Here is a 26,025-nt window from a genome sequence, read left to right as displayed (position 1 = left end):
AATCGTGCAGTCAGGGAATGGGAGTGGCGTCGTCCGGCGAGGACAGCCAGCGGTCGATGATCACCGCCGCAGCCACCGCATCAAGCGCGGCCGCATCACGGCGGCGCTTGCGCCCTTCGGCGCGCTCGACGGCGAAGCGGCGGGCGGCTTCCACCGAGCTTGAGCGCTCGTCGATCATCACCACCGGCAGCTTGAATCGTTCCCGCAGCTGGCGGGCGAAGCCCTGCGCGCGCTTGCGGTTGGGTTGGTCCTGGCCGTCGAGCGTCAGCGGATCGCCGACCACCAGGCCATCGGGCTTCCATTCCTTGATGAGGCGTTCGATCGCCGCCCAGTCCGGGCCGTTGCCGTGCACGTCGACCACGGCCACGGCACGCGCGTGCGCGGCGAAGGCACTGCCGATGGCCACACCGATCCGTCGCGCGCCGACATCGAAGCCGAGCACGGTGCCATCGCGACGGAGGGCGGCCGGCTCAGACATGGCCGCTGTAATCGGTGAGCCGGAACAGATCCACGCCGATGCGCGAGGCCGCGCCCTGCCAGCGCTGCTCCAGCGGCAGCTGGAACACCAGTTCGGCGTCGGCCGGCACGGTCAGCCAGCTGTTCTCGGAAAGCTCGCTTTCCAGCTGCCCAGCGCCCCATCCGGCGCAGCCAAGGGTCACCACGGCATTGGCCGGGCCTTCGCCGCGGGCCATTGCTTCGAGAATGTCGCGCGACGTGGTCAGGTACAGGCCATCGCCCACCGTCAGGCTCGAATCCCAGGGCCGCGCATCGTCGTGGATGACGAACCCGCGCTCGGGATGCACTGGCCCCCCGTTGAGCACCATGCGCGCCTGCAGGTCGCCATCGCTGGTGGCGATGTCCATCTGCGACAGCACCTCGCCCAGCGTGTACTCGGACGGCTGGTTGACCAGCACGCCCATCGCCCCGTTCTCGTCGTGCTGGCAGATCAGCGCGACGCTGCGGGCAAAGGTCGCGTCGAGCAGCGACGGCAGCGCGACGAGCAGGTGATCGGCAAGGGAAGTGGGAGTTGCGGGCATGCCGCCATTCTAGCCGCTGGTCGCCCCCGATGCCTGCACCTGCCGGTCACGGCGCGCATAATGACCACCCCGTACCGCAGGAGTTCGCCTTGTCCGGATATTGCCTGATCGCCCCCGGCCACCCGGTGCACGACTACTACCACGCGCACGAGTACGGCTTCCCGCAGCGCGACGAACGCGAGCTGTTCGAGCGGCTGGTGCTGGAGATCAACCAGGCCGGCCTGAGCTGGGAGACCATCCTGAAGAAGCGGGAAGGATTCCGCGCGGCCTACGATGCCTTCGACGTGGACCGGGTCGCGGCCTATGCCGAGCAGGACATCGAGCGCCTGCTCTCGGACCCGGGCATCATCCGCAACCGCCTGAAGGTGCTTGCCGCGATCCACAACGCACAGGTGATCCAGCAGCTGCGTGCGGACCACGGCAGCTTCGCCGCCTGGCTGGACGCGCATCACCCACGCAGCAAGGCTGACTGGGTGAAGCTGTTCAAGAAGACCTTCCGCTTCACCGGCGGCGAGATCACCGGCGAATTCCTGATGAGCCTGGGCTACCTGCCGGGTGCGCACGCCGCAGACTGCCCGGTGCATGCGCGGCTGCTGAAGCTGTCACCGCCCTGGCTGCAGGCCGTCGCCCGCTGAACCGGACCCGCCGGGCATGGCCCGGCGCTACCACGTACCGGTTCCGGTAGCGCCGGGCCATGCCCGGCGAACGCGGAAGGCGCGCTTACACGCCCATGTAACGGCCGGGCCGGTGGTTGAACATCAGCACCAGGCTGAGCACCACCGCGCCGATCGCCGAATACATCACCTTGGACGGTGAAAGCACGAAGAACGCGGCGATCATCAGACAGGCATCGTAGGACATCTGCACCTTGCCGGCGCTCCAGCCACGGGTGCGCTGCAGGTAGACCGCCAGGATGCCGATGCCGCCCAGGCTGGCGCGGTGGCGGATGAAGAACAGGATGCCCAGCCCCGACAGCGCGCCGCCGACGAGCGCCGAGTACAGCGGATGGATGTGCGAGAAATCGATCCAGCGCGGCAGCAGATCGGTCAGTACGCCGCAGGCGGTAACCGCGGCAAAGGTCTTCAGGGTGAATTCCCAGCCCATGCGCCGCAGCGCCACCCAGTAGAAGGGCAGATTGACCAGCACGAACACCAGCCCGAAGTTCCAGCCCATGGAGTAGTGCAGCAGGAAGGCCATGCCGGCCATGCCGCCGATCATCAGCCCGCCCTTGGCAAAGATGGCCAGGCCCAGCGAGGCCACCATCGTCGCCAGCACCATGCCCTGCACGTCCTCGGCCACCGAGTGGCGCAGCGCTTTCTCGTCGGCGGTGGTACCGGCGCTGTCCGGCGGCGGAGTCAACGGACCGGCCGTGACCAGGTGGCCGTCAGCGTCGTCGCACGGCGCGGGGCCATGGGAAGGATGGGACATGCGGGTGGGGGGACAGCGGGGGGAGGCGGTATTAGACACGATCCGCATGACAGTTGCAGATGAAATCGTTCAGCTGGATGCGCCGCCCTGCCTGAGGGCTCCCCGGAAAGCATCAGCCTGCGCGGCAGCGGGCAGCGGCGGCGCCGTATCATTCCCGCATGCCGCGCGAAAACCTCAACGACCTGCAGGCCTTTGTCCACGTCGCCCGCGAGGGCAGCTTCACCCGCGCGGCCGCCCAGCTGGGTGTCTCCCAGTCCGCGCTCAGCCACGCCATGCGCGGCCTCGAAGAGCGGCTCGGGGTGCGCCTGCTGACCCGGACCACCCGCAGCGTCTCCACCACGGAGGCTGGCGCCCGCCTGCTCGCCACGCTGGCACCACGCCTGGCCGAGATCGAGCACGAACTGGCCGCGTTGGCCGAGTACCGCGACCGCCCCGCCGGGACCATCCGCATCAGCGCCACCGGCCACGCCGCTGAGTATCTGGCGTGGCCGCGGCTGGCCCCCCTGCTGCAGCGCTTACCCGACCTGAAGATCGAATTGACCACCGACTATGGCCTGGCCGACATCGTCGCCGAGCGCTATGACATCGGCATCCGCCTCGGCGAGCGCCTGGCACGCGACATGATCGCCGTGCCCATCAGCCCCCCGCTGCGGATGCGCGTGGTCGGTGCCCCGGGTTACTTCCGTCAGCACGCCGCCCCCGCGCATCCGCACGACCTGGCCAGCCATAACTGCATCACCCTGCGCCTGCCCACCCATGGCGGCCTGATGCCATGGGACTTCGGCCAGGATGGCCACGAACTGAGCGTGCGCGTGAGCGGGCAGTGGACCTTCAACACGATGGGCATGACCCGCAGCGCGGCACTGGCCGGCAGCGGGCTGGCCTGGCTGCCGGAAGACCAGGTCCTGCCGATGCTGGACGATGGGCGCCTGCAATCGGTGCTGGACGACTGGTGCCCGCCGTTCGATGGCTACTACGCGTACTACCCCTCGCGCCACCACGTGACCCTGGCGATGCGCACGGTGCTCGATGCCCTGCGCGGGCCGATGATGGACCGATGAGTGCGGGCCCAAGGCCCGCACCCACCACGATCAGCCCTTGACCTGCGCCGCACGCTGGGCGTTGTAGCGCTCGCCGACGATCGACACTTCATCCAGCGCCTGCGCGATGCGCTGCCGTTCTTCGCTCGACAGCTGCAGGTCCACCGCTCCCAGGTTCTCTTCCAGGCGATGCACCTTGGTGGTACCCGGAATCGGCACGATCCAGTCTGCCTGCGCCAGCAGCCAGGCCAATGCCACCTGTGCCGGGGTGGCACCGCGGGCGGCGGCAATGGCGCCGATCCGGTCCACCAGCACCTGGTTCGCCCGGCGCGCTTCGACTTCAAACCGCGGCACGGTGTTGCGGAAGTCGTCGGCCTCGAACGTGGTCTCTGCATTGATCGTACCGGTCAGGAAGCCCCGGCCCAGCGGACTGAATGGTACGAAGCCGATGCCCAGCTCCTGCAGGGTCGGCAGCAGTTCGCGCTCCGGCTCGCGCCACCACAGCGAGTACTCGCTCTGCACCGCAGCCACCGGCTGCACGGCATGTGCGCGGCGCACGGTGGCGGCACTCGCTTCGGAGAGCCCGAAGTGGCCGACCTTGCCTTCGGCAATCAGGTCGCGCACGGTACCGGCGACGTCCTCGATCGGCACGTTGGGATCGACACGGTGCTGGTAGAAAAGATCGATGTGGTCGGTACGCAGGCGCTTGAGGCTGGCTTCGGCCACGGCACGGATGTTCTCCGGGCGGCTGTCCAGCCCGGTATCGGCCTGGGCATTGCGGAAACCGAACTTGGTGGCGATCACCAGCCGGTCCCGATGCGGCGCCAGCGCCCTGCCCAGCAGTGCCTCGTTGGTGTACGGGCCGTACACCTCGGCCGTGTCGAAGAAGGTGACCCCGCGCTCCACGGCTGCGTGCAGCAGCGCGACGCCCTGCTCCAGTTCCACGGGCTTGCCGTAGCTGTGGCTCAGGCCCATGCAGCCCAGGCCGAGGGCGGAAACCTTCAGGCCGCTGCGGCCGAGTTCACGTGTCTGCATTGTCATGCTCCAGAGGGGGAGCGCTGACGATACGCCTGCGGCGCCATCGGATTGAACCGGCTGCGCCGCAGTCGGTCATGACTGGATTTCATGAATCCGGCCGTCCCGGTGATCTTCCGCGGCGCCGGGCGACGCCCGGCTGCCGTCCTCTGCTGCTTCAGCGGATCTCGGAGATTTCCACGCCGTCCAGGCCCTGCGACAGGGTGCGCGCGTCACCGCCCTGGCTCAGCTTGATGCGCAGCCGCACTTCGTTCTGCGAATCGGCATACCGCAGCGCATCCTCGTAGCTGATCTCACCGGCCTGGTACAGCTCGAACAGGCTCTGGTCGAAGGTCTTCATGCCCAACTGGACCGATTCCTTCATCACTTCCTTCAGCTTGTGGATCTCGCCGTCGCGGATGTAGTCCTGCACCAGCGGCGTGCCCAGCAGGATCTCCATTGCAACCTTGCGCGAGCGGCCATCCGGGGACGGCACCAGCTGCTGGGCGACCACGCCCTTGAGGTTCAGCGACAGGTCCATCAGCAGCTGGTTGCGACGGTCTTCCGGGAAGAAGTTGATGATGCGGTCCATCGCCTGGTTGGCGTTGTTGGCATGCAGCGTCGCCAGCACCAGGTGGCCGGTCTCGGCGAAGGCGATGGCGTGGTCCATGCCTTCGCGGGTACGCACCTCACCAATCATGATCACGTCCGGCGCTTGGCGCAGCGTGTTCTTCAGCGCGGCCTCCCAGCTGTCGGTATCGATGCCCACTTCGCGCTGGGTGATGATGCAGCCCTCGTGCTTGTGCACGAACTCGATCGGATCCTCGATGGTGATGATGTGGCCGGTGGAATTCTGGTTGCGATAACCGATCATCGCTGCCAGCGACGTCGACTTGCCGGTGCCGGTCGCACCGACGAACAGGATGATGCCGCGCTTGGTCATCGCCAGCGTCTTGATGATCGGCGGCAGGCTCAGTTCTTCCACGGTCGGGATGCGCGTCTCGATGCGACGCAGCACCATGCCCACCTGGTTGCGCTGATAGAAGCAGCTCACGCGGAAACGGCCGACACCGGACAGGCCGATGGCGAAGTTGCATTCGTGGGTCTTCTCGAACTCTTCGCGCTGTGCCGGCGTCATCACGTTCAGCACCAGGTCGCGGCTCTGCTGCGGCGTCAGGGGTGTCTGCGTGATCGGCGCGATCTTGCCATTGACCTTCATCGCCGGCGGCATGCCCGCGGTGATGAACAGGTCCGAGGCGCGCTGGTGCGCCATCAGCTTGAGGAAGGAGGTGAAATCGATGGTGGTGGCGGTGGTGTTCACGGCAGGCTCCCAGGAGGCATGTGCCAGGCTTCAGTCGATGGTCGGAACATCGCGGAGTCGCCGGCGCGGTCGCGCGCCGGGGCCCGCTTCTGCCTTGCCTTACTCGAACAGTCGCTTGTCTTTGGCGTACTCGCGCGCCTGGTTGCGGGTGATCAGGCTGCGCTTGACCAGGTCCTGCAGGTGCTGGTCGAGCGTCATCATGCCCTGCTGCTGACCGGTCTGGATCGCCGAGTACATCTGCGCCACCTTGTCTTCGCGGATCAGATTGCGGATGGCCGGCGTGCCCACCATGATCTCCCACGCTGCGGTACGGCCGCCGCCCACCTTCTTCAACAGTGCCTGCGAGATCACCGCGCGCAGCGACTCGGACAGCATCGAGCGCACCATCGGCTTCTCGCCGGCCGGGAACACGTCGATGATGCGGTCGATGGTCTTGGCCGCCGAACTGGTGTGCAGGGTGCCGAACACCAGGTGGCCGGTCTCCGCGGCGGTCAGTGCCAGGCGGATGGTTTCCAGGTCGCGCAGTTCGCCGACCAGGATGATGTCCGGGTCTTCTCGCAGTGCCGAGCGCAGTGCCTCGTTGAAGCCATGCGTATCGCGGTGTACTTCGCGCTGGTTGATCAGGCACTTCTGCGAGGTGTGCACGAACTCGATCGGATCCTCGACGGTGAGGATGTGGCCGTATTCGCTCTTGTTGATGTAGTCGATCATCGCGGCCAGCGTGGTCGACTTGCCCGAACCGGTCGGGCCGGTCACCAGGATCAGGCCCTGCGGCTGCTGGATCAGTTCGCGGAAGATCGGCGGGCAGGCCAGATCCTCCAGTGTCAGCACCTCCGACGGAATGGTACGGAACACCGCGCCCGCACCCCGGTTCTGGTTGAACGCATTCACGCGGAAACGTGCCAGCGACGGGATCTCGAACGAGAAGTCCACTTCGAGGAATTCCTCGTAGTCGCGGCGCTGCTTGTCGGACATGATGTCGTACACCAGCGCATGGACCTGCTTGTGGTCCAGTGCCGGGATGTTGATGCGGCGAACGTCGCCGTCCACGCGGATCATCGGCGGCAGGCCTGCGGACAGGTGCAGGTCGGACGCTTTGTTCTTTACGGAAAACGCCAACAGCTCGGCGATATCCATGAGCGGCTACTCCCCAATAACGGCTTCGACTGGAAGGATCTTTCCCCGGGCGGCAGTATAGCCTCCTGATCGATTGGAACGCGTTACGTGGCCACTGCCCTGCCCCAGATCCTGAGCACCCTGCACGCTGCGGCGGAGGCCGCCGGACGTGCGCCGCCGCGCCTGCTGGCGGTCTCCAAGACCCAACCGGCCGAGGCCGTGGCCGCCCTTGCTGCACAGGGCCAGCGCGCCTTCGGCGAAAACTACGTGCAGGAGGCGCTGGCCAAGATGCAGGCGCTGCAGCACCTCGACCTGGAATGGCACCTGATCGGCCATCTGCAGTCCAACAAGGCCGAAGCGGTGGCCACGCATTTCGACTGGGTACAGAGCGTGGACCGTCCCAAGCTGGTGACCGCGCTGGCCCGCCATCGACCGGCGGCGCGCGGAGCGCTGAACGTGCTGATCCAGGTCAACATCGATGATGAATCGAGCAAGCACGGCTGCGCGCCAGAGGACGTCCAGGCCCTGGCCGAGGCCATCGCCGCCGAGCCTGGCCTGCGGTTGCGGGGTCTGATGGCGATCCCGGCGCCGTGGCCGGAGGCGGAACGCCGCCGCGACGCATTCGTGCGCATGCGCACACTTTTCCAGACACTGGCCGACCGCTTCCCGCAGGTCGATACCCTTTCGATGGGCATGAGCAGCGACTACACCGAGGCCATCGCCGAAGGCGCCACCCTGGTGCGCATCGGCACCGCCCTGTTCGGCGCCCGTCCGCGGCCGGCCTGACATTCCGAGGAGACTTCCATGGCAGCAGATTCCATCACCTTCATCGGCGGCGGCAACATGGCGCGCAGCCTGATCGCCGGCCTGATCCGCCAGCGCGTGCCTGCCACGCGCATCCACGTGGCCGAGCCGGTCGCCGCCGTGCGCGATGCGCTTGCCAGCGACTTCGGCGTGCATACCCACGACAGCGCCAGCGCGGCCGCCGCGCAGGGCCAGACCTGGCTGCTGGCGGTCAAGCCACAGGTACTGCGCGACGTCTGCCAGTCGCTGCAGCCGCTGGCGCAGGACAACCGACCGCTGGTGGTCTCGATCGCCGCGGGCATCACCAGCACGCAGCTGCAGCGCTGGCTGGGCGGCACGTTGCCGTTGGTGCGCGCGATGCCCAACACGCCCGCGCTGCTCGGTGCCGGCGTCACCGGCCTGTACGCAACACCGGCAGTGGATGCACCGCAGCGGGCCCAGGCCGAGCACCTGCTGGCCAGTGCCGGACGCACGGTATGGATCGACAGCGAGCCGTTGATGGATTCGGTCACCGCTGTCTCCGGCAGCGGTCCGGCCTATGTGTTCCTGCTCGCCGAAGCGATGGAAGCGGCAGGCATCGCCCAGGGTCTGCCCGCCGACGCCGCACGCACGCTGGTGGTGCAGACGCTGCTGGGCGCCTCGCGCATGCTCGATGAAGCGGGAGAAAGTCCCGCCGAGCTGCGCCGCCGCGTGACCTCGCCCAACGGCACCACCCAGGCTGCGATCGAAAGCTTCCAGGCCGGCGGCTTCGAGGCACTGGTGGATGCCGCGCTGCGCGCCGCACAGGTGCGCGGCCAGGCACTGTCAGCGGCAAACGACTGATTCCTTGGGGTCAGATCCCTCTGCCGGGGCAAAGGGATCCGACCCCATCTCCCCCGATGCTCATTGCCCCAACGTGGTCATGACGAAGTCGACGAAGCACTGCAGGCGCGGGCGCGGGCGACGGTCCGGCAGATAGATCAGGTGCATCGGCCGCGGCGCCGGCAGATGGTCGCGCAGCAGCGGCTTCAGCCGGCCCGCAGCGATCTCAGTGGCCAGCAGCGCCGTCGGTTGCAGAATCAATCCGGCACCCGCCACGGCAGCCTCGCGCAGCGCGAAACCGTCATTGCTGGTGAGCCGTGCCTCCCAGTCTACATGCTCGCCACTGGCCAGCTGCCAACCGTGCCCGCCACGCCACGCCAGGTGGCTCAGGCAATCGTGCCCCTGCAGATCCGCGGGCGTCCGCGGCGTGCCTCGACGGCGAAGGTACGACGGCGCTGCGCACAGGCTCATCGCATAGGGGGGCAGCGGACGCGCCACGATGTCCGCCGAGGGCAGCGGACCGACCCGGATCGCCGCGTCGAAGCCGTCTTCGATCAGGTCCACCCGGCGATTGCTCAGATCCAGTTCGATGTTCAGCAGCGGCTGCGCACGCAGCAGTTCGGCCAACCGGGGCGCCAGCACGCAACTGCCCCAGGTGGTGGGAGCACTGACCCGCAACACACCGCGCGGCTGCAGCTGCAGGCCGGCCACGTCCGCCTCGGCCTGCTGCACCTGTTCCAGCACCTGCCGGCAACCGGCCAGATAGGCGCTGCCCGCTTCGGTCAGGCGCTGCCGCCGCGTGTTCCGCTGCAACAGCGCGGTGCCGAGGTGGCTTTCCAGCTGCTGGATGTACTTGCCCACCATCACCGCAGACACCTGCAGGTGCTCGGCGGCAGCGGCGAAACTCCCGCGCTCGGCCACGGCGACGAAGGCCTGCATGCAGCGCAGCATGTCCATTGCTAAGTCCTGATTAGTAATCAGCAAATCATACGCGGCTTACCAAACCGCGTCGTCACGGCGCAGACTGCGCTTCATCTCCCCAAAGCAAGGAACCGTCATGAAGATTCTTCTCGTGGGCGCCACAGGCACGCTCGGCCAGGCCGTCGCGCGCCAGCTCGGCCAGCAGCACCAGATCCTGGACGCAGGGCGCAGCAGCGGCACGCTGCGCGTCGATCTGACCGACGATGCCAGCGTCAACGAACTGTTTGCCCGTACCGGCGCGGTCGATGCGGTGATTTCCACAACAGGCAAACTGCATTTTGGTCCCCTGCGTGACATGACGCCCGAACGGTTCAACGTCGGCCTGCAGGACAAGCTGCTCGGGCAGGTACGGCTGGCACTGGCCGCCCAGCATCACCTCACCGCCGGTGGCTCGATCACCCTGACCAGCGGCATCGTCAGTGCCCAGCCGATCCGCGACGGCGTCAATGCAACCTCGGTGAACGCCGCGCTGGAAGGATTCGTGCGCGCAGCGGCCCTGGAGCTGCTGCCCCGCGGGCTGCGCATCAATGTCGTCAGCCCGAATGTGCTGGTCGAATCAATGGATGCCTACGCGCCCTACTTCCCCGGCTTTGAAGCGGTCACCGCCCAGCGCGCGGCACTGGCGTACCAGCGCGCGGTGGAAGGCATCCTGAGCGGTGAAACAATCACCGTCTGGTGATGCATGATCCAGCCTGGCGTGCCGTCCGATGTGCCGGGGCCTCAGCCCCAGCGCATCGGACCGTCACCCCGTTCCCCGAGGACATCGTCGGGGTTGGCCAGCCGGCAGCGCTTCAGTGACAGGCAGCCGCAACCGATGCACCCGGTCAGCTCGTCACGCAGCAGCTGCAGCATGTGGATGCGCTCATCCAGCTCGGTCCGCCAGCGTGCAGACAGCGTGGCCCAGTCGGCCTTGGTCGGTGCCCTGCCCTGCGGCAGGCTTTCGAAAGCACGCGCCACCGCCTCCAGCGGCATGCCCACGCGCTGTGCAACGCGTATCACCGCCAGCCGGCGCAGCACGTCGCGGCTGAAGCGGCGCTGGTTGCCCGAGGTGCGCAGGCTGCTGATCAGGCCCTTGCGCTCATAGAAGTGCAGAGCGGATACGGCCACGCCGCTGCGCTGCGAAACCTCACCCACACTCAGTTCCTGCGACACCATTGCTTGACCTCAACTATAGTTCAGGTGTCATGCTGCGGTCTTCGCCGCCGGATGACAAGCGCGGCCTCCCAGACTTTCCGCATGACCCCGACGCCATCCGCTGCCGACGCCGCCCCTCCTGCCGAAACCTCCATCCTCTCCGCGCGCTATCGTGCGACCACCCTCGGCATGGTCGCCCTGGTTTCGCTGCACGCCTTCGAAGCGCTGGCGGTGGCCGCAGCCATGCCCACCGTCGCCGCCGCGCTTGACGGGCTTCGCCTGTACGCGCTGGCCTTCGGCGGGACCCTCGCCACCAGCGTCATCGGCATGACACTCGCTGGCCTCTGGGCCGACCGGCACGGGCCCGCGCGGCCGCTGTGGTGGGGCCTGGCGTGCTTCGTACTGGGCCTGCTGCTGGCCGGCCTGGCCACGCACATGGGGATACTGGTGGCCGGGCGGCTGCTGCAGGGCCTGGGCGCGGGTGCGATCTCGGTCTCGCTGTATGTGATGGTCGGCCGTACCTACCCCGAACCGCTGCGGCCGAAGGTGTTCGCAGCATTCTCCGCTGGCTGGGTGGTGCCGTCGATGATCGGCCCGGCTGCGAGCGGGCTCATCGTGCAGCACCTGGGCTGGCGGTGGGTGTTCCTGGCCGTGCCGCTGCTGGCGCTACCCGCTGCATTGCTGCTGCGACCTGCACTGTCACGCCTGCAGCCATCGCCTGCGGGCGACAGCGGCAATCGCAGCCGGGTGGTGCGCTGGGCCAGCGGCGCGTCGCTGGCAGCGCTGCTGCTGTATCTCGGCGGGCAGCAGCAAGGGATGGCGGCAGTGCTGTGCATCGCTGTGGCGATGCTCGCGCTGCTGTTCTGCGTGCAGCGGCTGCTGCCCGCCGGTACCTTGCGCCTGCATCGCGGCCTGCCCAGTGTGATCGCCCTGCGCGGCATCGCCGCTGCGGCATTCTTCGCCTGCGAGGCCTACCTGCCACTGCTGCTGCAGCGCGAGCGCGGGCTGTCACCCAGCGGGGCCGGCGCGGTGTTGAGCCTGGGGGCATTGGGCTGGTTCGCCGGGTCGTGGCTGCAGGGCCACCAGCGCAATGGTTGGTCACGCCAGCAGCTGCTGCGCGCGGGAACGCCGCTGATGGCGATCGGTATCGCGGCCACGCTGGCGGTGCTGTTCCGCACGGTACCGCTGCCGGTGGCTCTGATCGGCTGGACGCTGACCGGCTTCGGCATGGGCATGATCTACGCCAGTCTTTCGGTACTGACCCTGTCCCTTTCGGCACCGCACGAACAGGGAGCCAACACCTCGGCGCTGCAGTTGAGCGAGGCGCTGGCGGTCACCACCGCACTGGCCGTCTCCGGCGCGCTGTTTGCCCTGTTCGTGGACGACAGGCCGCACAACGGCTACGTGCTGTGCCTGGCGATCACCCTGGGCCTGGCTCTGCTGTCCACGCTGATTGCACGCCGGGTGTAACGCCACCGGTTGATTCGGCCGGGCGTGGCCCGGCGATCAGTGCAGTCATGGCGTGGCCGCCGCGTCCACGTCATCGATGTCCCGGTGCAGGATGCGGCGCACCTCCAGCACGGCCTGCGGCGATTCCTGCACGCTGTGTCCGGAGATGATGACCTTCTCCGACAGCGCCCCCGGCAGGTGCGCGCTCCAATACGGCACCAGCCCATCGTCGGATTTCTCCAACGGCAGTTCCGGTTTGCGCTGGGCGATGATCGAGTGGTACTTCAGGCCCGCTTCGATCGGCAGCTGTGCGGCCGCCTTCACGAACGGATCGCTGGCCTTGAGGTTGTCGATGCTGTTGGGAATCTTCGGCTTGGCGGTGCCGTCAACCTGCTGCTCGGCCTGCGCCAGCGCCAGGAACACATCCTCGAACTTGCCCAGGATGGTCAGCGGCAGGCGCACCAGGCGGCCGATCAGGCGGCCGACCCTGTTGCCGGCGATGTCGGTGCCCTGATGCGGGGCGGCGATGAAGATCGCCCGTTCCACATTCGGCTGCGCCTTGAAGTGCAGCAGCGGGCCCAGCTTGTTCTGCACCCGCTTCAGTCGTTCACCCTTCAGGTCATAGTTGGCCAGCAGGTCGTTCCACAGCACATCGCCCGAGTCGCTCACCAGCAGGCGGGCCAGCACGCCGCCCATGCTGTGACCGATGTAGACCATGTCCTTCGATGCGCGCGTGCTGCCATCCGGGTCGAAATGCTTCAGCGTGTCGTTGAATGCAGTAGCGATCTCATAGCGGTTCAGCGCGATCGGCGCGTTGGTCGGGTAATACACCTGCCACACCTGGAACTGCTGGCGCAGCTCGGGATCGCCCATGATCTCGTTGGCCAGGTTCACCCACGCTTCCGGGCTGCTGGCCAGGCCATGCAGCATGAAGATGATGCGGCGGTTCGGATCCCACGGCTGCATCAGGTAGATGTGCGGCTCACCGATACCCTCGCTCATGCCGAACAGCGTGCGCAGCGATTGCCGGGCGAAGCCACTCTGCGCCAGCCAGAGGCCGTAGGCGGCAGTGAAGTTGCCGGCCAGCGGTACCTGCTCGCCGTGCAGGGTGATGCGCTCGGTCGCTTCGGGCGAATAGGCGTCCAGCTCGACCCGGCGGGTACGCATCACGTCCTCCAGCGTGCTGCCCTCGAAGCGCAGCAGCGCGGTGACGTTGATCGAGGACATCTCGCTGAACTCCGGCACCGCATCATCATGGCGATGGCGGCGACCACGACGCGCATCGCTGTCGTCGTCCTGCCCGCCGTCCGCCTTCGGGCCATCTGCGGAGACCGCCGGAGCAACCAGCTTCGGCGGGTCCATCACCATCACCAGCTCCGCACCGAAACCGTCGCGTCGATAGGTACTGCGCAGGCCGACGAAGCTGACCGTGCCAGCGGGTACCAGCTGCGCCGGAATGCTCTTCAGGGCCAGCTGCTGGTAGTTGGAGGCCAGCGACCAGCTGCCGACCGTGATCGGCTTCGTATAGTCCTCGCCGGCGAGCGCGGCGGCGCGCGCCCGCACGAACAGAACCACCGCGGCCTTCTCGGCTGCATAGTTGTAGTAGTCGCGCACCTGCGTCTGCCGGTCCTCGAACGCCCGATCGGACGGCGAACGGCCGCTGTAGAACAGGTAGGCGTAGGCATAGCGCGCCGCTTCCAGCCATGCATCCAGTGCGGCATCGCTCATCGGTGGATCGCCCGCCGCCGTCTTCTTCGGGGTCAGCGCCAACGCTGCCTTCACCCACAGCTCCGACAGCGCAGACAGCCGCTGTTCGACGTTGAGATCGTCGGTCATCAACAGCGTGCTGCGACAGACCACGAAGTCCTTCTCGCACTGCGACTCATCCAGCCCGGCTGCACTCAGCGTTTCCCGGGCCGCCGGGCTGAGCTTGCCGGTGTTGAGCACATCGGCACGCTTGTTGACCAGCGAGTCACTGGATTTCACCTGCTTGACGGTGACCATCGCGCAGCCGCTGCCGGCCAGCAGCATGAAGATCGCCAGCGACGCCGGCAGCACGCGCTGCCAGCGGGAAAGTATGGACATGAGCATCACTGCGGGTCCTGCTCGGTGCCGGGCACGCCCTGGCGGATCACGGTGGAAAAGTTGCCGCCGTCACCCAGGTCCAGCGCGCGCTGGGTGATCCGGCCCTTGGCATGCAGCACTGCGTACGGCACCCCCGGCGTCAATGCCCCGACCTCCTGCGCGTACTCGGCCAGATAGCCGGACAGCAGCAGGCGGTAGTCCAGCGGCAACCGCGGCGCGATATGCCTGGCCAGATCGAAGACGATGGTGGTGCAGTTGCTGGTCAGCGTGTTGTAGAAGCCGGGCTTCGCATCCAGCTCGCGTGCCTGCGCGATGTAGGCAGCGAACAGTTCCTTCAACTGTGCGCGGTCCATCCCATGCAGGCGGTACAGATAGACATCCTCGCCACGCGCGTTGGTACGCGTGCGGATGATGTCGGTCTCTTCGGAGGCCACCAGGGTCATCTCGAACTTGCGGAAGAATCCCCCCAGTGCCGAGAACGATTCCCCGCGTTCCTTGCGGATCTCCAGCGAGAACACGACATGGCGGCCATCGTCGAAGCCGAACGAGATCAGCGTGTGGGCGATCGCCGGCCCCATCCAGTACGAAAGCACCAGGTCGGCCGAACGCAGCTGGTCCAGGTCGTACGTGCGGCGCACCCAGCGCGCGTCATAGTCGGTTTCGCTGCGCCAGGTGAAATCGCGCACGTTGTCCAGCACCACATGCCGCCCATCGAAGGAGACCACGTGCAGGCGTTGCGCTACGTCATCGGCCCAGACGCGATCCTGGCGCGGGGTCAGCAGCATCCACCACCCCAGCGCCAGGGCCAGCGCCACGCCGAAGGCCATGCCGAGCCGTCGCGTGCCATGGCCACGGGCAACCCGCCAGGACGCCCACAGGGCGGACAGCACCCACAGTACCGCCACGGCCGACGCCAGCCAGCCCGGCCCCGGCAGCTGATAGAGCAGCAGGCCAGCCACCCACAGTGCCAGCAGTGCCATCACACTTCCTGTCATCCAACGTCCTGCGGCTTTCACTGGCGTCCTGTCGTGGTCCCGGGGGCGCATAGTTAGCCACAAGCGGGTTCGCCCTGGCATCTACGGCCCGTTCAGGCTGCTGGGTGCACCGTCTGCAACGCGGTTTTCCACATACCGTTCCCTCTTCCAGGAGCATCGATGGGCATTACCTCCGTGGCCGGTGTTGCGGTCCAACCCCAGCACAGCGCCCGCTGTCATTGCGGTACGGTCGAACTGCTGCTGGACCTGCCGGACGGCATCGTCGACCCGCGCCGCTGCGACTGTTCGATGTGCCGCCGCCGCGGCGCCATCGCCGCCAGCGTCGCCCTCGCAGGGCTGCAGGTGGTACGAGGGCGGGACCATCTGCGGCTGTACCAGTTCAACACGCATGTGGCCGAGCACTACTTCTGCGATGTGTGCGGCATCTACACCCACCACCGTCGGCGTTCCAACCCCGACCAGTACGGCTACAACGTCGCCTGCCTGGAGGGCATCGATCCCTTCGCGCTGGGCGTGATTCCGGTCAGCGATGGCGTGAACCATCCGGCCGACCGCCCGGCCTAGTGCCGGGTACGGCGTGTCGGCGCGGTGACCTTCTGCCAGGGCGCCATGCCGCTGCGGCCGGCCCGCGCGGGGCGTTTGCGCCAGGGCCGGCGTGGCGCGGACTCTGCTTGAACGGGGCGCGGCGGAGGCGCGGGCCGGCGTGCAGTCCAGAGATGATCAAGCAGCCACATGGTCGGTCTCCGTGGGGGCGGGGACGATCAAGCGTGGACGCTGGCCTGCATAGCCGGCGTGAGGCATCGACGACACCACGATGACAGGCGGCCAAGCCCTGCGCTCGCACCACGCCGCAGCCGCATCGCGGACTGGGCGGCACCTCTTGACGCCTGCGCTACAGTGACAATTCCCCTCCTGCTGCAGGTCGCCTCCGGATGCCTTCGTTCTCCGATCCCCAGGCTGCGGCCCGCTATCACGAGGGACCGCTGCGGCAGGTACCTGGATTCCTCGGTCTGCAACAGATGGCCCACCTGCTGCTGGCCGAGCACGTGCCCGAGCACGGCCACGTGCTGGTGCTCGGCGCCGGTGGCGGCCTCGAGCTGAAGGCCTTCGCTGACGCCCACCCGCACTGGCGCATGCTCGGAGTCGATCCGGCCGGCCCGATGCTGGCGCTGGCCCGCGAAACGCTCGGCACACGGATGAACCACGTGGAGCTGATGGAGGGCTACATCGAGGATGCCCCGGCCACGATCTTCGATGGCGCCAGCTGCCTGCTGACCCTGCACTTCCTCGATATCGACCAGCGCCGGCATACCCTGCGCGAACTGCGCAGGCGGCTGCGTCCGGGCGCGCCATTGGTGGTGGCCCACCACAGCGTCCCGCAGGAGCCGGAGGCGAAGCTGCGCTGGTTGAGGCGCTATGCGGCCTTCGGCGAGGCTTCCGGCATTGCCCGTGCGGATGCACAGCGCGCGATCACCGCCATCGCCGAGCGCCTGCCGCTGCTGTCACCGGAACAGGAGGTGGAGGTGCTGCAGGAGGCAGGCTTCAAGGACATCGAGCTGTTCTACGCCGGATTCACCTTCAAGGGCTGGGTCGCCTACGCGGCCTGATGAACCTGCAGAGCCGGCGCTCGCCCGGCCAAGCCCCGCACCTCGCACTTTTCCAGGGCCGCCCGGGAGAAGGGGCTCCCGTGCGTCGACCCGGAATGCACGTTATTGCATGTTCATGCACGAATATGCACACTTATCCCATGAACGCCGATTCCAGCCCCCTCCCCGCCGAACGTACCCGGCAGATCCTCGAGGAACTGCGCCAGCAGGGCCGCGTGATCGCTGCGGAACTGGCGCGTCGTTATGCGGTTTCCGAAGATTCGATCCGCCGCGACCTGCGTGAACTGGCCGCCCAAGGCCTGTGCCAGCGCGTGTACGGCGGCGCCGTGCTGCCGCCGCCGAAGGAGCGCCCGCTGCGCGAGCGCCTGACCCGTGATCGTGGCGACAAGGCCGAACTGGCCGCGCGCGTCTGTGCCCTGCTGCAACCTGGGCAGGTGGTGCTGCTCGATGCCGGTTCGACCAACCTGGCCATCGCCCAGCAGTTGCCGCCCGAACTGGCACTGACGGTGATTACCAACGCGCCGCAGATCGCCACCGCCGCCAGTGTGCATGAAGGCACTTCCGTGCAGCTGATCGGCGGCCGCCTGGCCAGCGGCGGCGGCGCGGTCGGTGCCGAAGCACTGGCCCAGGTGCAGCGCCTGCGCGCCGACGTGTACCTGCCCGGCCCGTGCGCGGTGGATGGCGACACTGGTGTGTGGGCGATGGATGCCGAAGAAGCCACCTTGAAGCGCGCCATGGTGGCCTGCAGCAGCCGCGTCATTGTCGCCGCCACCACCGAAAAACTCGGTGCCCGTGGCCACTGGCAGATCGCCGGCCTCGACGAGATCGACGACCTGGTGCTGACCACATCAGCCCCGCCCGCACTGGCAGCGCGCTTCCTCGCTGCCGGTATTGCGGTGCACCCCACCCCGCCCTGACCGAACCGCCCATGTCCGTTGCCTACCGCGCGCGTGCCGAACAGCACGCGACCCGCGCTGCATTCTTCATTCCCGGTTTCGCCACGGCACTGTGGGCGACGCTGGTACCGTTCGCCAAGGCACGCGCGGACCTCAACGACGCCACGCTCGGCGTGGTGCTGCTCTGCCTGGGTGCCGGTTCGCTGCTGGCGATGCCAGTGGCGGGCGTTCTGGCCGCGCGGCTGGGCTGCCGCCGGGTGATGGTGGCCAGTACGCTGTTGATCTGCCTCACCGTGCCGGGCCTGGCCCTGGCCGGTTCAGCGTGGCTGCTGGGCCTGGTGCTGTTCGTGTTCGGTGCCGCGGTAGGCGCGATGGACTGCACGATGAACGTGCAGGCCGTGGTGGTCGAGCGCGAAGCGCGACGTGTAATGATGTCCGGCTTCCACGCCTTCTTCAGCATCGGCGGCTTCCTGGGCGCGGCAATGATGACCGTGCTGCTGTCCCTGCAGCTGCCACCGCTGGCATCGGTGCTGATCGGCGTGGCCGCGATGCTGCTGGCGATGCTGCTGTCGGCGTCGTACTGGCACCGCGAGCGCATGCCGCACGACACCCCGATGCTGGCCATGCCGCACGGCATCGTGCTGTTCATCGGCGTGCTGGCCTTCGTCGCGTTCCTCGGCGAAGGCGCGATGCTGGACTGGAGCGCGGTCTTTCTCAGTGACGTGCGCAGCGTCGATGCGCGCATGGCTGGCATCGGCTATGTGATCTTCACCCTGACCATGACCGTGGCCCGCCTGCTCGGCGATGCACTGGTGGCGCGGGTGGGACGCGAACGCGCCATCGTGTTCGGTGGCCTGCTCGCGGCCAGTGGCGTGCTGGTGCTGACGCTTGTCACGCCCTGGCAGGTCTCACTGGCCGGTTATGTGCTGGTCGGCCTCGGCTGCGCCAACATCGCGCCGGCGCTGTGCTCGCTGGCCGGCCACCAGACCCGCATGCCCGGCGCCCTGGCGATCACCGCCGTGTCCACGCTGGGCTTTGCCGGCATTCTTGCCGGCCCGGCACTCATCGGCTTCGCCGCCAATCATTTCGGCCTGATCGCTGCATTCATCGGTGTGGCCATCGCGCTGCTGCTGGTGGCGGTGTCCACGCGCTGGCTGCGGGTGTAGCGCGCGGCATCAACGGCGCCGACGCTGGACCTTCATCCGCAATCGTCGATAGCCGATCACCGTAGCCGTCGCGCACAGCGCGGTGCCGGCGGTGCTCAACAGCAGCAGCACGCCCAGGCGGGCCGTCTCCTGCCGCAGCATCGCCGGCAGGTCCCAGCTGTGCAGGAAGTAGAACAGCCAGCGCCCGACGCGCTCACGATGCCCCAGGGTCAGCAGTGGATCGCCGCTGGCCAGATCGAAGTAGACGCGCGTCGCCTCGGCATCACCGAAGTCCGCCACCGCCACCGGGAAGCGGCGCACCGCCGCGCCGTTCATCGCCTCCGGCGCACGTGGATAGAAATAGGCATCCGCTGCATGCAGCAGCGCGAACCGATGGATCGGCGCGGCAGACATCGCCTGCGCCTTCTGCTGCAGCCATGCCACCGGCAGCAGCGGCATCATCCGAAGATGCCCTTCGTCTGCGGATACGATGCGCGTATCGCCCTGCCCGTCCAGCAGCAGCGCGAACAGCTCACCGCCGATGCGCCGCCACTGGATCTCCACCGGCATGAACAGCCCACCATGGGTCGCAGCCAGCAGCGCTGCCGGTTCGCCCAGTGGGCCATTCACTGCCACCGCACCGCCGCGATACTGCGCCGTGTCGATCGCCGCGCGTGTACTGCTGAACACGCCCAGCGGATTCATCGACATCAGTCCGCTGAAGATCCAGGTGAACACGAACGCCGCAGCCGCCAGACCGATCAGATGATGCCAGCGCATCCACGGCTCGACGTACGGCGTCTTCGCGCCCGAACGATAGTGGCCAGCGAAGCGCCAGCGCCACACCCCCACCACGATGCCGCTCACCGCCGCCACCGTGCACAGTGCGGACAGCACGATCACCACCCACGTCCACACCGGGTCCACCGACTGCATGCGCAGGAAGTACAGCCAGTGCAGCCAAGCGCCCACATAGTTCCATCGCTGCTGCACATGCGGTGCATCCAGCACCACCTCGCCGGTGCGCGAAGACACATACAGGTCACCCGGCCGCGCACCGCCCACCTCGACCCGGTACAGCGGCCGATGCGCATCCAGCGCACGCGAATGCGTCCAGCGGTCCTCATCCACGCGCATCGCACCCACGAATGCCGGGCCGCCGGCAAACTGCGCCGCCGAAGCTTCGGCGCGCTGTGCCGATACCGGCAGCAGGACCTGCCCGGTGCGCGCCGACCAGGCTCCCACGTGGCTGCCACTACGCACTACATAGGCGGGCTCGCCACGCAGCGTGGTCAGCGCCACGCTTTCCGGCTCAGCCTGCACGGCCGCTGGCAACGCCGACAGTCCCAGCAGCCCATGCGCGTCGCCCAGCACCGGCAACGCCGCCAGCCGCTCGCCGGGCGTCAGCTTCGGGTAGCCGACGAACAGCATCACCATGCCGCTGACAAACCACAGCAGCATCAACAGGCATCCACCGATGCCCAGCCAGCGGTGCACCAGGTAGGTCCAGCGCTTGGCAGTGGATCGCAGCGACATGGCGTGCGTCCTCAGAAGCGGTGATCGAGGGTGAACTCGACGCGGCGATCCGCACCCAGCAGCCACTGCGTGCTGGTGTAGTACGCCGTGGCGTAGTACGCCTTGTCGAACACGTTGAACAGGCGCGCGCTCACCCGCGTGCGCGGTGCCGCCTGCCAGGTCAGCGCCAGATCGGTGGTGCTGTAGCCCGGCAGCTCCAGGGTGTTGGCGTTGTCGGCGTAGCGCTTGCCGACGTAACGCGCACCGCCGGCCACGGTCCAGTCCGGCAGGAACTGCCAGCTCAGCCATACGTTGGCCAGCCGCTCTGCCACGTTCGGCGGCACATTGCCATCGCGCGAGACCAGCACAGCCGGCGAACCGGTGGCTTCCAGGAAGTCCTCGAACTCGGCCTTCAGCACCGTCGCGTTGGCATCGAGCGTCCATTGCGGCGCGAAATTCCAGTTCAAGGACGCCTCGATTCCGCGCGAGGTCTGCGCGCCCACCTGCACCCGACGATCCGGCAGCAGCGGATCACGGCTGAGCAGCCCGGTCTTGCGGATCCGGTACGCCGCCAGCGTCCACTCGCCACCGTCGAAGACCTGCTTCAGGCCGACTTCGACCTGACGCCCCTTGGCCAGGTCGAAGGCACCGTTGGCCGGGCTGATCATCAACAGGCCGCTGACCGGGTCGGCCGCCTGCGAATACTGCGCGTACAGGCTCAGCGTCGGCTGCAGCGCGAATACCGTGCCTGCTCGCCAGCCGGTGCTGCTGTAGGTCTTCGAGAATGCCTCCTGGCCGCTGATCAGATCGGTACGATCGATGCGCGCGCGGTCGTGGCGCAGCCCGCCCAGTACCGACCAGCGCTCGCTCAGGGCCAGCCGGTCTTCCACGAACAGAGCGTACTGCTCGGCACTGTTGCGGTAGCGCGGCAGGTTCGGCGCATCGCTGGCAAACTGCCCCGGCACCGGATGGAACGGATCGACCGGGCCGGAGCTGCCGGCATAGGTGTTGTTGGTGTGCTTGAAGTGCGCGCGGTTGGCATCCATCCCCAGCGCGAAACTGTTGGCAAGACCGCCCACCTCACCCTGCACGCGCAGCGTCGAGGTCAGCCCGGTCTGGTCCTGGTTATGGGTGATCTGGGTATTGCCGGAGCGATCGATCAGCCCGGTGCGTGGGTTGTAGACATAGGCCTCGGCATTGCGCCAATCGCGCTGGCTGTCGATCTGGTAGAGGCGCGTGCGCCATTCCACGTTCGCATTCGGTGTCCACAGCGCATCAAGCTGGGTCCAGCGGTCGCGGTAGCGGATCTCGCTGTCGTCCACGTTGTAGTTGCGGTGGCGCAGCGCTTCCAGCTGGCGGCCCTCGACCAGCGGCGTGCCGAAGTAGCGCATCGGCTGCTGGTAGCCTTGCGCATGGGTGAGCGTCAGCTGCAGATCCGCACGCGGCTGCCACAACAACGCACCGGAGAACGTCGCATCGTTGTTGCGGCCACGGTCGACCCAGCCACCGCTGTAGTTGCCACTCACATCCAGCCGGTAGGCCAGCTCGGGGGTCAGCGCGCCACCACTGCCGAAGCCCAGGCGCGCGGTGTCCTCGCTGCCCACCGTCACACTGATCTCGTTCTCGACGGCACCGCGCGAAGGCTTCTTCGGCACGATGTTGATCACACCGCCGATCGCACCGTCGCCGTGGATCACCGAGGCCGGCCCGCGCAGCACTTCGATGCGCTCGATGGACCAGGTATCGAACGGGAACGTGATGCCCACGCCGCCGTACTGACGCAGCCCGTCGTACAGGCGCATCACCGAAGCGCCATCGGTGAAGCCACGGCTGGAGAGCGCACTCAGGCCGTTGCCCGGATGCGGCATCGCACTGATCGCACCCGCGCGGCTGATCGCATCGTTGAGGTTGGAGTCACCGCGCTGCTCCAGCTGGTCGCGGTCGATCACGGTGAGCGCCGCAGGTGTCTGCAGCACGTTCAGGCCCAGCGCGGAACCTGCGCCGGGGGTGGCCGACAGCGCACCGTGCCGGGTATCGACTACGCGTACGGTGTCCAGGGTGGTCGGGCCCGCCGCTTCGGCACGGGCAGGTGCAACAGGCAGGGCGCAGGCGCACAGCGCCGGCAGCGTCGCCCAACGCAGGGCAACGCGCTTCGGATGTCTTTTCATTTTTTCACGGCATGCAATGCCACCCCGCACTGCGGGGCAGCAGGAAGGAAAGCGCACGCGGTAGCGCCAAGCCATGCCTGGCGGCTTCCATCAGAGGGAATGCACGGCCGCGTGCGCGGCTCAGCCCGCCAATGCCGCCGGTGGTCCCCGCGCCCCGAGGGTTCCCGCCAGGCGCGCGGGCACTGCCAGCACAGCGCCCAGCCGCGCCCGGCAGACCGGCGCCAAGGGCACCAGCAGCAGGAACGTCGCCACCAGCAGGGTGATCAGCCGCGCCGCGATCAGGCAGTAATCGCAATCCACGCCCATTTCATGGTCAGCGTGCGGATCGGCGGGCGGATTCTTCGCGGCCTCATCGTGCGGCGTCGCCATCGCATGATGGTCGTGATGGGCTTCCATCGTGTGCTGCGCATGCAGCGAATGATCCATCGCCGCCACCGGCGCCGCCGCTGCCACGCGGCCATGCGCCACCCAGCGGCTCACCAGCGGGGCAAGCAGCACCAGCAGCAGGGCGAGCCATGCCAGGGCCTGGAACCGGCGGTGGAATCGGGGGCGGTGCACCCGGGCATTCTACGGCGCGGCGCCGCAACCTTGGACCACGTTCAGGGTTTTGCCCCTGCGACAGGGTGACGCAGGCGCCTCACGTCGCGTACTGGGCAACGCCATGTCCGAACGACCAGTTCTCCTTCTTCACTTCCACCAGATTGATGAACACGTCCTCGCGGCGGATGCCCACTGCCGCATGCAGGCCGTCAGCGATGCCCGCGTACAGCGCCTTCTTCTGCTCCAGGGTGCGGCCCTCGTTCCAGGTGATCTGGATGCAGATGAAATCGTCGGAGCGCTGCACACCCAGGTAGCTGGGGTCGTAGACCAGGGTGGCGGCGTCGTGCTCCTGGAAGATCTGGAAGCGGTCGTTCTCGGGCACGCCGACAGCGCGCATGGCCTGGTAGATGGCCTCGCCGACGCGCTGCAGGTAGTCGGCGGATTGGCCTTTGCGGAGATCGATGCGGGCGAGCGGCATGGTGGGGCTCCCGGGTGGAGGGGTCATTGTGCTGAGACTACGCCTGCCCGGGGCGGTGGGACAGCGCAGGGATGGAACCCTCTGCCTTCATCCATGACATGGTCACTCGCCTACTGCGCGGGTTGACGTAATTGCCGTGGCGGCGCCTCGCCAGAGTCGTCATGTCCACGGTCGAAGGGGGCGGCGGATTGCGCCATTAGAGACGAGCTTCGCAGCGAGTGGGTGCTGCAGGGCACAGAACTGGAAACGCTTGGTGCGCCTGCGTGCAGTTGAGAACTTTCCTTACGGACCGCTGTGATTGTGGGCCGGATGATCTCCATGCCGAGGCGCGTTGCCCTGGCCGGGATTGGCGTCTCGAATAAACGAACGAACTTCCACCGCTGCGGTTCACGCCTCAGCAGAGAGAATGCACCGATTGCCTTCCATGGCGGCCGGTGCGTGGGGATCGACAGATCCGCCAGGCCTTCCTCTCGGTGGAAGTTCGTTTGCCTTGGTACGCCAACCCGCACCGTCCGCCACCTTCGCTTCGGAAGGTGGCCCCACGCCAGTGAGGGTTTCGCCATGACCAACCGCACCGCTGTCCATCCCCGCCTGCACGCCCTGATCGGCGACATCGCCGCCGACGTGCCCGAGGACCTCGCACGCGAGATCGAGTGCGCCTTGCACGAACAGAGTCTGCCCGTGCAGTCGCCTGCCTTCTTCACGTACCTCAATGCCATCAGCCGCGCCGACGGCGATGACGGACAGCCGTGCAAAAGCCTCACCCTCGTTGCCAGCAATCACGCCTCGCTGCGCCGCTCGATGTCTGGGCTTACCGCGTTGCTCGATCTGCTGCAGGCTGCCGACCGTGCGCGCAACGAAGGCGGCCCGGACGAACAGCTGGGCGCTTTCCACACCGACGGACTTATCGTGGCCGCACGACAGCTGGTGCGCGAGGCGAATCATTGCCTCTCCGGCGCTGACTGACCGGCCCGGATGCCCTCCCGCTACAATCGCGCAGGGATCGCAGGAGGCCGCAATGGACGCCGAACACCTGGAGTACTTCAAGGCCGCACTGGAAGGCCGCGCAACCGTGGGTTGGAACGTATGGTTTGCCGCCAACCAGCACGCGCTGTCCCAACAGCTGAGCCGCCCTGCACTACTGCGATTGAAGTTCAGAAAACTGGATGAAGCCGAGTGCCTGCTCGCCGAGGCCGGCATCGTGCCCCGCAGTACGGCGGGCAAACGCTACGAAATGTACTGCGCCCAGTTCTCGGCGGACGTGGTGGACGCGAACGGCCGCCCGCTGCCGGCCATCTGGCGCGCAGCGCACGGCGGTGCCATCGGCCTGCTGGCCGAGGGTGAGCAGGAGGCCGGCCAGGCGAAGCTGCTGGCGGAATTTCGCCGCATCCGCAAGCGCGGGCTTCAACAGGCCCACGAATGGCTGGCCGATCTGTGCTTTGAAGGCGAGATGGAACTGACCAGCGGCAATGCCGAGGTGGGCCGCAATCTGCTGGCGGTTGTAGTGCAGGCCGGTAGCGGCCACGACCTGTTGGATGCCACGGCGATGATTGCGCGGGAACTGCTGGACCAGCACGGCTGATGGCAGCCGCAGCAGCGACAGGCGTTGCTGCCGGGATGCAAGGCCCCTTCTAACCTCTTGCAATTATCAAAGGCTAATCGAGTGAGAAGTCAACTTGCACTTCGCCAACGTCCACCTGCAGATCGCGATCTATGAGATCTGCCGCCTCGACGCGAAACGCCTCCGACCTAGACGGAGACACCAGCTTAATCAAGCAATTCAGATTCACTCTCTTTGCAGCGTGCATCGAACCGCCGGACACACGCATTGACGTGCGGTCAAATCGGTCAAAAAGGTGTACCGTTATCGATGCATCGACACCGATCACGCAATGCAGCATGCACTGAACTACGCACTCTCCTGCTTCCCGACTCACTATTTCTAAGTCGCCGTCGCGCAGGTATTCGAGCGAAACGTCCTGCAAACTCACGCTGGTCACAGTTAGGTCTACTGGCCAAGAGCCATTGCCATCCGCTTCCACGCTAAGCCTTGCAACATCGTCCGCTATTAGCTCCTTTAGCTCCCCAGTGCTTGCGCGGAGCGAAGCAGCTAGGGCTGCTAGGAAGACTGGATCAGCCTCTTGGGTGGCCGCAAGAGCCTCTGCCACCTCGACGCCGTGATGAAGGCGGGAACTAGTCTCCGAGTACGTGATCCACCCCTTATCCTCGGACAAGAGCAGGACATCAGTAGAGTTCGTCTCTGACCACCTTTCTAGTGCATTCAGTGCAAAGGCGTCGGGGAACTCATGCTTTTTCTTATCTTCAAATGGAGGACGACGCTCAAAATACATGTCTTGCACTTGAGCAAGATCGACAAGCGTGGAAGATTCGAGAATTTCAGCCCCAATTGACTGCAGGTAATCCTCTACCATTGAAGAACTGAAGTCAGTGAGATCCATACCCTCAACAGA

Annotated in this window: 27 protein-coding genes; 12 read left to right on the top strand and 15 right to left on the bottom strand. The window is 67.0% G+C overall.

The genetic code is table 11. The features are described from left to right. Positions 1-10 precede the first annotated feature (10 nt). Both ruvX and QMZ25_RS09560 read right to left on the bottom strand, forming a co-directional pair. A complete protein-coding gene (gene ruvX, locus QMZ25_RS09565; RefSeq protein WP_053519401.1) occupies positions 11-478 on the bottom strand; it encodes a Holliday junction resolvase RuvX in 468 nt (155 codons plus the stop codon). After that, positions 471-1,037, bottom strand: a complete 567-nt coding sequence (locus QMZ25_RS09560) for a YqgE/AlgH family protein (RefSeq protein ID WP_065182436.1) — start codon at positions 1,035-1,037, stop codon at positions 471-473. The genes ruvX and QMZ25_RS09560 overlap by 8 nt, the downstream gene beginning before the upstream one ends. 89 nt (positions 1,038-1,126) lie before the next feature. Here QMZ25_RS09560 and QMZ25_RS09555 point away from each other — a divergent pair, with 89 nt between their 5' ends. Then, positions 1,127-1,672 (top strand): DNA-3-methyladenine glycosylase I, encoded by a 546-nt coding sequence (locus QMZ25_RS09555; protein ID WP_053519397.1) that lies wholly within the window; start codon positions 1,127-1,129, stop codon positions 1,670-1,672. Positions 1,673-1,757: 85 nt separating this feature from the next. On the opposite strand, the gene QMZ25_RS09550 is transcribed toward QMZ25_RS09555, so the two are convergent. Beyond that, positions 1,758-2,465: a YitT family protein gene (locus QMZ25_RS09550; protein ID WP_283219523.1), complete on the bottom strand. Its 708-nt coding sequence runs from the start codon at positions 2,463-2,465 to the stop codon at positions 1,758-1,760. A gap of 158 nt (positions 2,466-2,623) precedes the next feature. On the opposite strand from QMZ25_RS09550, the gene QMZ25_RS09545 reads away from it, so the two are divergent. Further along, on the top strand, positions 2,624-3,526 hold the full coding sequence (locus QMZ25_RS09545; protein WP_283219522.1) for a LysR family transcriptional regulator: 903 nt from the start codon (positions 2,624-2,626) through the stop codon (positions 3,524-3,526). A gap of 30 nt (positions 3,527-3,556) precedes the next feature. On the opposite strand, the gene QMZ25_RS09540 is transcribed toward QMZ25_RS09545, so the two are convergent. The 3 genes from QMZ25_RS09540 to QMZ25_RS09530 form a co-directional block, all read right to left on the bottom strand. Continuing rightward, positions 3,557-4,540: an aldo/keto reductase gene (locus QMZ25_RS09540; protein WP_053519261.1), complete on the bottom strand. Its 984-nt coding sequence runs from the start codon at positions 4,538-4,540 to the stop codon at positions 3,557-3,559. Positions 4,541-4,697: 157 nt separating this feature from the next. After that, positions 4,698-5,840, bottom strand: coding sequence for a PilT/PilU family type 4a pilus ATPase (locus QMZ25_RS09535; protein WP_074900446.1), 1,143 nt, complete (start codon positions 5,838-5,840; stop codon positions 4,698-4,700). 99 nt (positions 5,841-5,939) lie between these two features. Beyond that, on the bottom strand, positions 5,940-6,977 hold the full coding sequence (locus QMZ25_RS09530; protein ID WP_053519259.1) for a type IV pilus twitching motility protein PilT: 1,038 nt from the start codon (positions 6,975-6,977) through the stop codon (positions 5,940-5,942). A gap of 87 nt (positions 6,978-7,064) precedes the next feature. On the opposite strand from QMZ25_RS09530, the gene QMZ25_RS09525 reads away from it, so the two are divergent. Both QMZ25_RS09525 and proC read left to right on the top strand, forming a co-directional pair. Next, complete coding sequence (locus QMZ25_RS09525; RefSeq protein ID WP_128989763.1) at positions 7,065-7,742, top strand: YggS family pyridoxal phosphate-dependent enzyme; 678 nt, start codon at positions 7,065-7,067, stop codon at positions 7,740-7,742. An 18-nt stretch (positions 7,743-7,760) separates the two neighbouring features. Further along, on the top strand, positions 7,761-8,582 hold the full coding sequence (gene proC / locus QMZ25_RS09520; protein ID WP_065175973.1) for a pyrroline-5-carboxylate reductase: 822 nt from the start codon (positions 7,761-7,763) through the stop codon (positions 8,580-8,582). A 60-nt stretch (positions 8,583-8,642) separates the two neighbouring features. On the opposite strand, the gene QMZ25_RS09515 is transcribed toward proC, so the two are convergent. Next, positions 8,643-9,518 carry a LysR family transcriptional regulator gene (locus tag QMZ25_RS09515; RefSeq protein ID WP_111187135.1) on the bottom strand — a complete coding sequence of 292 codons (876 nt, stop codon included), beginning with the start codon at positions 9,516-9,518 and terminating at the stop codon, positions 8,643-8,645. 100 nt (positions 9,519-9,618) lie between these two features. Between QMZ25_RS09515 and QMZ25_RS09510 the strand changes: the two genes are divergently transcribed. Further along, a complete protein-coding gene (locus QMZ25_RS09510) occupies positions 9,619-10,221 on the top strand; it encodes a short chain dehydrogenase (RefSeq protein WP_053519252.1) in 603 nt (200 codons plus the stop codon). Between the two features lie 41 nt (positions 10,222-10,262). Here QMZ25_RS09510 and soxR read toward each other — a convergent pair whose 3' ends face one another. Further along, entirely contained in the window at positions 10,263-10,697 is a 435-nt protein-coding gene (gene soxR, locus QMZ25_RS09505) for a redox-sensitive transcriptional activator SoxR (RefSeq protein WP_253118890.1), read from the bottom strand. An 81-nt stretch (positions 10,698-10,778) separates the two neighbouring features. Between soxR and QMZ25_RS09500 the strand changes: the two genes are divergently transcribed. Then, a complete protein-coding gene (locus QMZ25_RS09500) occupies positions 10,779-12,146 on the top strand; it encodes an MFS transporter (protein WP_283219521.1) in 1,368 nt (455 codons plus the stop codon). Positions 12,147-12,191: 45 nt separating this feature from the next. Here QMZ25_RS09500 and QMZ25_RS09495 read toward each other — a convergent pair whose 3' ends face one another. Together QMZ25_RS09495 and QMZ25_RS09490 are read right to left on the bottom strand one after the other, a co-directional pair. Then, a complete protein-coding gene (locus tag QMZ25_RS09495; RefSeq protein WP_180875361.1) occupies positions 12,192-14,216 on the bottom strand; it encodes an alpha/beta hydrolase in 2,025 nt (674 codons plus the stop codon). Beyond that, positions 14,216-15,190: a DUF4105 domain-containing protein gene (locus QMZ25_RS09490; protein WP_053519243.1), complete on the bottom strand. Its 975-nt coding sequence runs from the start codon at positions 15,188-15,190 to the stop codon at positions 14,216-14,218. The genes QMZ25_RS09495 and QMZ25_RS09490 overlap by 1 nt, the downstream gene beginning before the upstream one ends. A gap of 174 nt (positions 15,191-15,364) precedes the next feature. On the opposite strand from QMZ25_RS09490, the gene QMZ25_RS09485 reads away from it, so the two are divergent. The 4 genes from QMZ25_RS09485 to QMZ25_RS09470 all read left to right on the top strand — a co-directional run bounded on the left by QMZ25_RS09485 (position 15,365) and on the right by QMZ25_RS09470 (position 18,874). After that, the gene (locus tag QMZ25_RS09485; protein WP_053519241.1) at positions 15,365-15,769 is read left to right on the top strand and encodes a GFA family protein; all 405 of its coding nucleotides are present in this window, start codon (positions 15,365-15,367) and stop codon (positions 15,767-15,769) included. 368 nt (positions 15,770-16,137) lie between these two features. Beyond that, a complete protein-coding gene (locus QMZ25_RS09480) occupies positions 16,138-16,812 on the top strand; it encodes a class I SAM-dependent methyltransferase (protein ID WP_283219520.1) in 675 nt (224 codons plus the stop codon). A gap of 140 nt (positions 16,813-16,952) precedes the next feature. Then, positions 16,953-17,729, top strand: coding sequence for a DeoR/GlpR family DNA-binding transcription regulator (locus QMZ25_RS09475; protein ID WP_065175969.1), 777 nt, complete (start codon positions 16,953-16,955; stop codon positions 17,727-17,729). 11 nt (positions 17,730-17,740) lie between these two features. Then, complete coding sequence (locus QMZ25_RS09470) at positions 17,741-18,874, top strand: MFS transporter (RefSeq protein WP_283219519.1); 1,134 nt, start codon at positions 17,741-17,743, stop codon at positions 18,872-18,874. A 9-nt stretch (positions 18,875-18,883) separates the two neighbouring features. Here QMZ25_RS09470 and QMZ25_RS09465 read toward each other — a convergent pair whose 3' ends face one another. The 4 genes from QMZ25_RS09465 to QMZ25_RS09450 form a co-directional block, all read right to left on the bottom strand. Further along, complete coding sequence (locus tag QMZ25_RS09465; RefSeq protein WP_283219518.1) at positions 18,884-20,389, bottom strand: PepSY domain-containing protein; 1,506 nt, start codon at positions 20,387-20,389, stop codon at positions 18,884-18,886. Between the two features lie 11 nt (positions 20,390-20,400). Beyond that, positions 20,401-22,536: a TonB-dependent receptor gene (locus QMZ25_RS09460; protein ID WP_283219517.1), complete on the bottom strand. Its 2,136-nt coding sequence runs from the start codon at positions 22,534-22,536 to the stop codon at positions 20,401-20,403. Positions 22,537-22,656: 120 nt separating this feature from the next. Further along, positions 22,657-23,043: a DUF2946 family protein gene (locus tag QMZ25_RS09455; protein ID WP_283219540.1), complete on the bottom strand. Its 387-nt coding sequence runs from the start codon at positions 23,041-23,043 to the stop codon at positions 22,657-22,659. Positions 23,044-23,173: 130 nt separating this feature from the next. Next, positions 23,174-23,554 carry a tautomerase family protein gene (locus QMZ25_RS09450; protein WP_053519221.1) on the bottom strand — a complete coding sequence of 127 codons (381 nt, stop codon included), beginning with the start codon at positions 23,552-23,554 and terminating at the stop codon, positions 23,174-23,176. A gap of 561 nt (positions 23,555-24,115) precedes the next feature. Here QMZ25_RS09450 and QMZ25_RS09445 point away from each other — a divergent pair. After that, a complete protein-coding gene (locus tag QMZ25_RS09445; RefSeq protein ID WP_065175962.1) occupies positions 24,116-24,520 on the top strand; it encodes a hypothetical protein in 405 nt (134 codons plus the stop codon). A gap of 52 nt (positions 24,521-24,572) precedes the next feature. Continuing rightward, positions 24,573-25,136, top strand: coding sequence for a hypothetical protein (locus tag QMZ25_RS09440; RefSeq protein ID WP_283219516.1), 564 nt, complete (start codon positions 24,573-24,575; stop codon positions 25,134-25,136). Between the two features lie 73 nt (positions 25,137-25,209). Here the strand turns inward: QMZ25_RS09440 and QMZ25_RS09435 are convergent. Continuing rightward, on the bottom strand, positions 25,210-26,025 hold an 816-nt coding region (locus QMZ25_RS09435), incomplete at its 5' end, for a PIN domain-containing protein (RefSeq protein WP_283219515.1).

Source organism: Stenotrophomonas sp. RS-48, assembly GCF_030053245.1.
Lineage (GTDB): Bacteria > Pseudomonadota > Gammaproteobacteria > Xanthomonadales > Xanthomonadaceae > Stenotrophomonas > Stenotrophomonas maltophilia_P.
The sequence above is the reverse complement of the archived record's forward strand: the minus strand, read 5'-3'. Positions and strand labels throughout refer to the sequence as shown.

Excerpts from the sequence above, each read along its gene's own strand:
- ruvX (WP_053519401.1), bottom strand. The coding sequence starts at position 478 with ATGTCTGAGCCGGCCGCCCTCCGTCGCGATGGCACCGTGCTCGGCTTC.
- QMZ25_RS09560 (WP_065182436.1), bottom strand. The coding sequence starts at position 1,037 with ATGCCCGCAACTCCCACTTCCCTTGCCGATCACCTGCTCGTCGCGCTG.
- QMZ25_RS09550 (WP_283219523.1), bottom strand. The coding sequence starts at position 2,465 with ATGTCCCATCCTTCCCATGGCCCCGCGCCGTGCGACGACGCTGACGGC.
- QMZ25_RS09545 (WP_283219522.1), top strand. The coding sequence starts at position 2,624 with ATGCCGCGCGAAAACCTCAACGACCTGCAGGCCTTTGTCCACGTCGCC.
- QMZ25_RS09540 (WP_053519261.1), bottom strand. The coding sequence starts at position 4,540 with ATGCAGACACGTGAACTCGGCCGCAGCGGCCTGAAGGTTTCCGCCCTC.
- QMZ25_RS09530 (WP_053519259.1), bottom strand. The coding sequence starts at position 6,977 with ATGGATATCGCCGAGCTGTTGGCGTTTTCCGTAAAGAACAAAGCGTCC.
- proC (WP_065175973.1), top strand. The coding sequence starts at position 7,761 with ATGGCAGCAGATTCCATCACCTTCATCGGCGGCGGCAACATGGCGCGC.
- QMZ25_RS09515 (WP_111187135.1), bottom strand. The coding sequence starts at position 9,518 with ATGGACATGCTGCGCTGCATGCAGGCCTTCGTCGCCGTGGCCGAGCGC.
- QMZ25_RS09510 (WP_053519252.1), top strand. The coding sequence starts at position 9,619 with ATGAAGATTCTTCTCGTGGGCGCCACAGGCACGCTCGGCCAGGCCGTC.
- soxR (WP_253118890.1), bottom strand. The coding sequence starts at position 10,697 with ATGGTGTCGCAGGAACTGAGTGTGGGTGAGGTTTCGCAGCGCAGCGGC.
- QMZ25_RS09500 (WP_283219521.1), top strand. The coding sequence starts at position 10,779 with ATGACCCCGACGCCATCCGCTGCCGACGCCGCCCCTCCTGCCGAAACC.
- QMZ25_RS09495 (WP_180875361.1), bottom strand. The coding sequence starts at position 14,216 with ATGCTCATGTCCATACTTTCCCGCTGGCAGCGCGTGCTGCCGGCGTCG.
- QMZ25_RS09490 (WP_053519243.1), bottom strand. The coding sequence starts at position 15,190 with ATGGCACTGCTGGCACTGTGGGTGGCTGGCCTGCTGCTCTATCAGCTG.
- QMZ25_RS09485 (WP_053519241.1), top strand. The coding sequence starts at position 15,365 with ATGGGCATTACCTCCGTGGCCGGTGTTGCGGTCCAACCCCAGCACAGC.
- QMZ25_RS09480 (WP_283219520.1), top strand. The coding sequence starts at position 16,138 with ATGCCTTCGTTCTCCGATCCCCAGGCTGCGGCCCGCTATCACGAGGGA.
- QMZ25_RS09475 (WP_065175969.1), top strand. The coding sequence starts at position 16,953 with ATGAACGCCGATTCCAGCCCCCTCCCCGCCGAACGTACCCGGCAGATC.
- QMZ25_RS09470 (WP_283219519.1), top strand. The coding sequence starts at position 17,741 with ATGTCCGTTGCCTACCGCGCGCGTGCCGAACAGCACGCGACCCGCGCT.
- QMZ25_RS09465 (WP_283219518.1), bottom strand. The coding sequence starts at position 20,389 with ATGTCGCTGCGATCCACTGCCAAGCGCTGGACCTACCTGGTGCACCGC.
- QMZ25_RS09460 (WP_283219517.1), bottom strand. The coding sequence starts at position 22,536 with ATGAAAAGACATCCGAAGCGCGTTGCCCTGCGTTGGGCGACGCTGCCG.
- QMZ25_RS09450 (WP_053519221.1), bottom strand. The coding sequence starts at position 23,554 with ATGCCGCTCGCCCGCATCGATCTCCGCAAAGGCCAATCCGCCGACTAC.
- QMZ25_RS09445 (WP_065175962.1), top strand. The coding sequence starts at position 24,116 with ATGACCAACCGCACCGCTGTCCATCCCCGCCTGCACGCCCTGATCGGC.
- QMZ25_RS09440 (WP_283219516.1), top strand. The coding sequence starts at position 24,573 with ATGGACGCCGAACACCTGGAGTACTTCAAGGCCGCACTGGAAGGCCGC.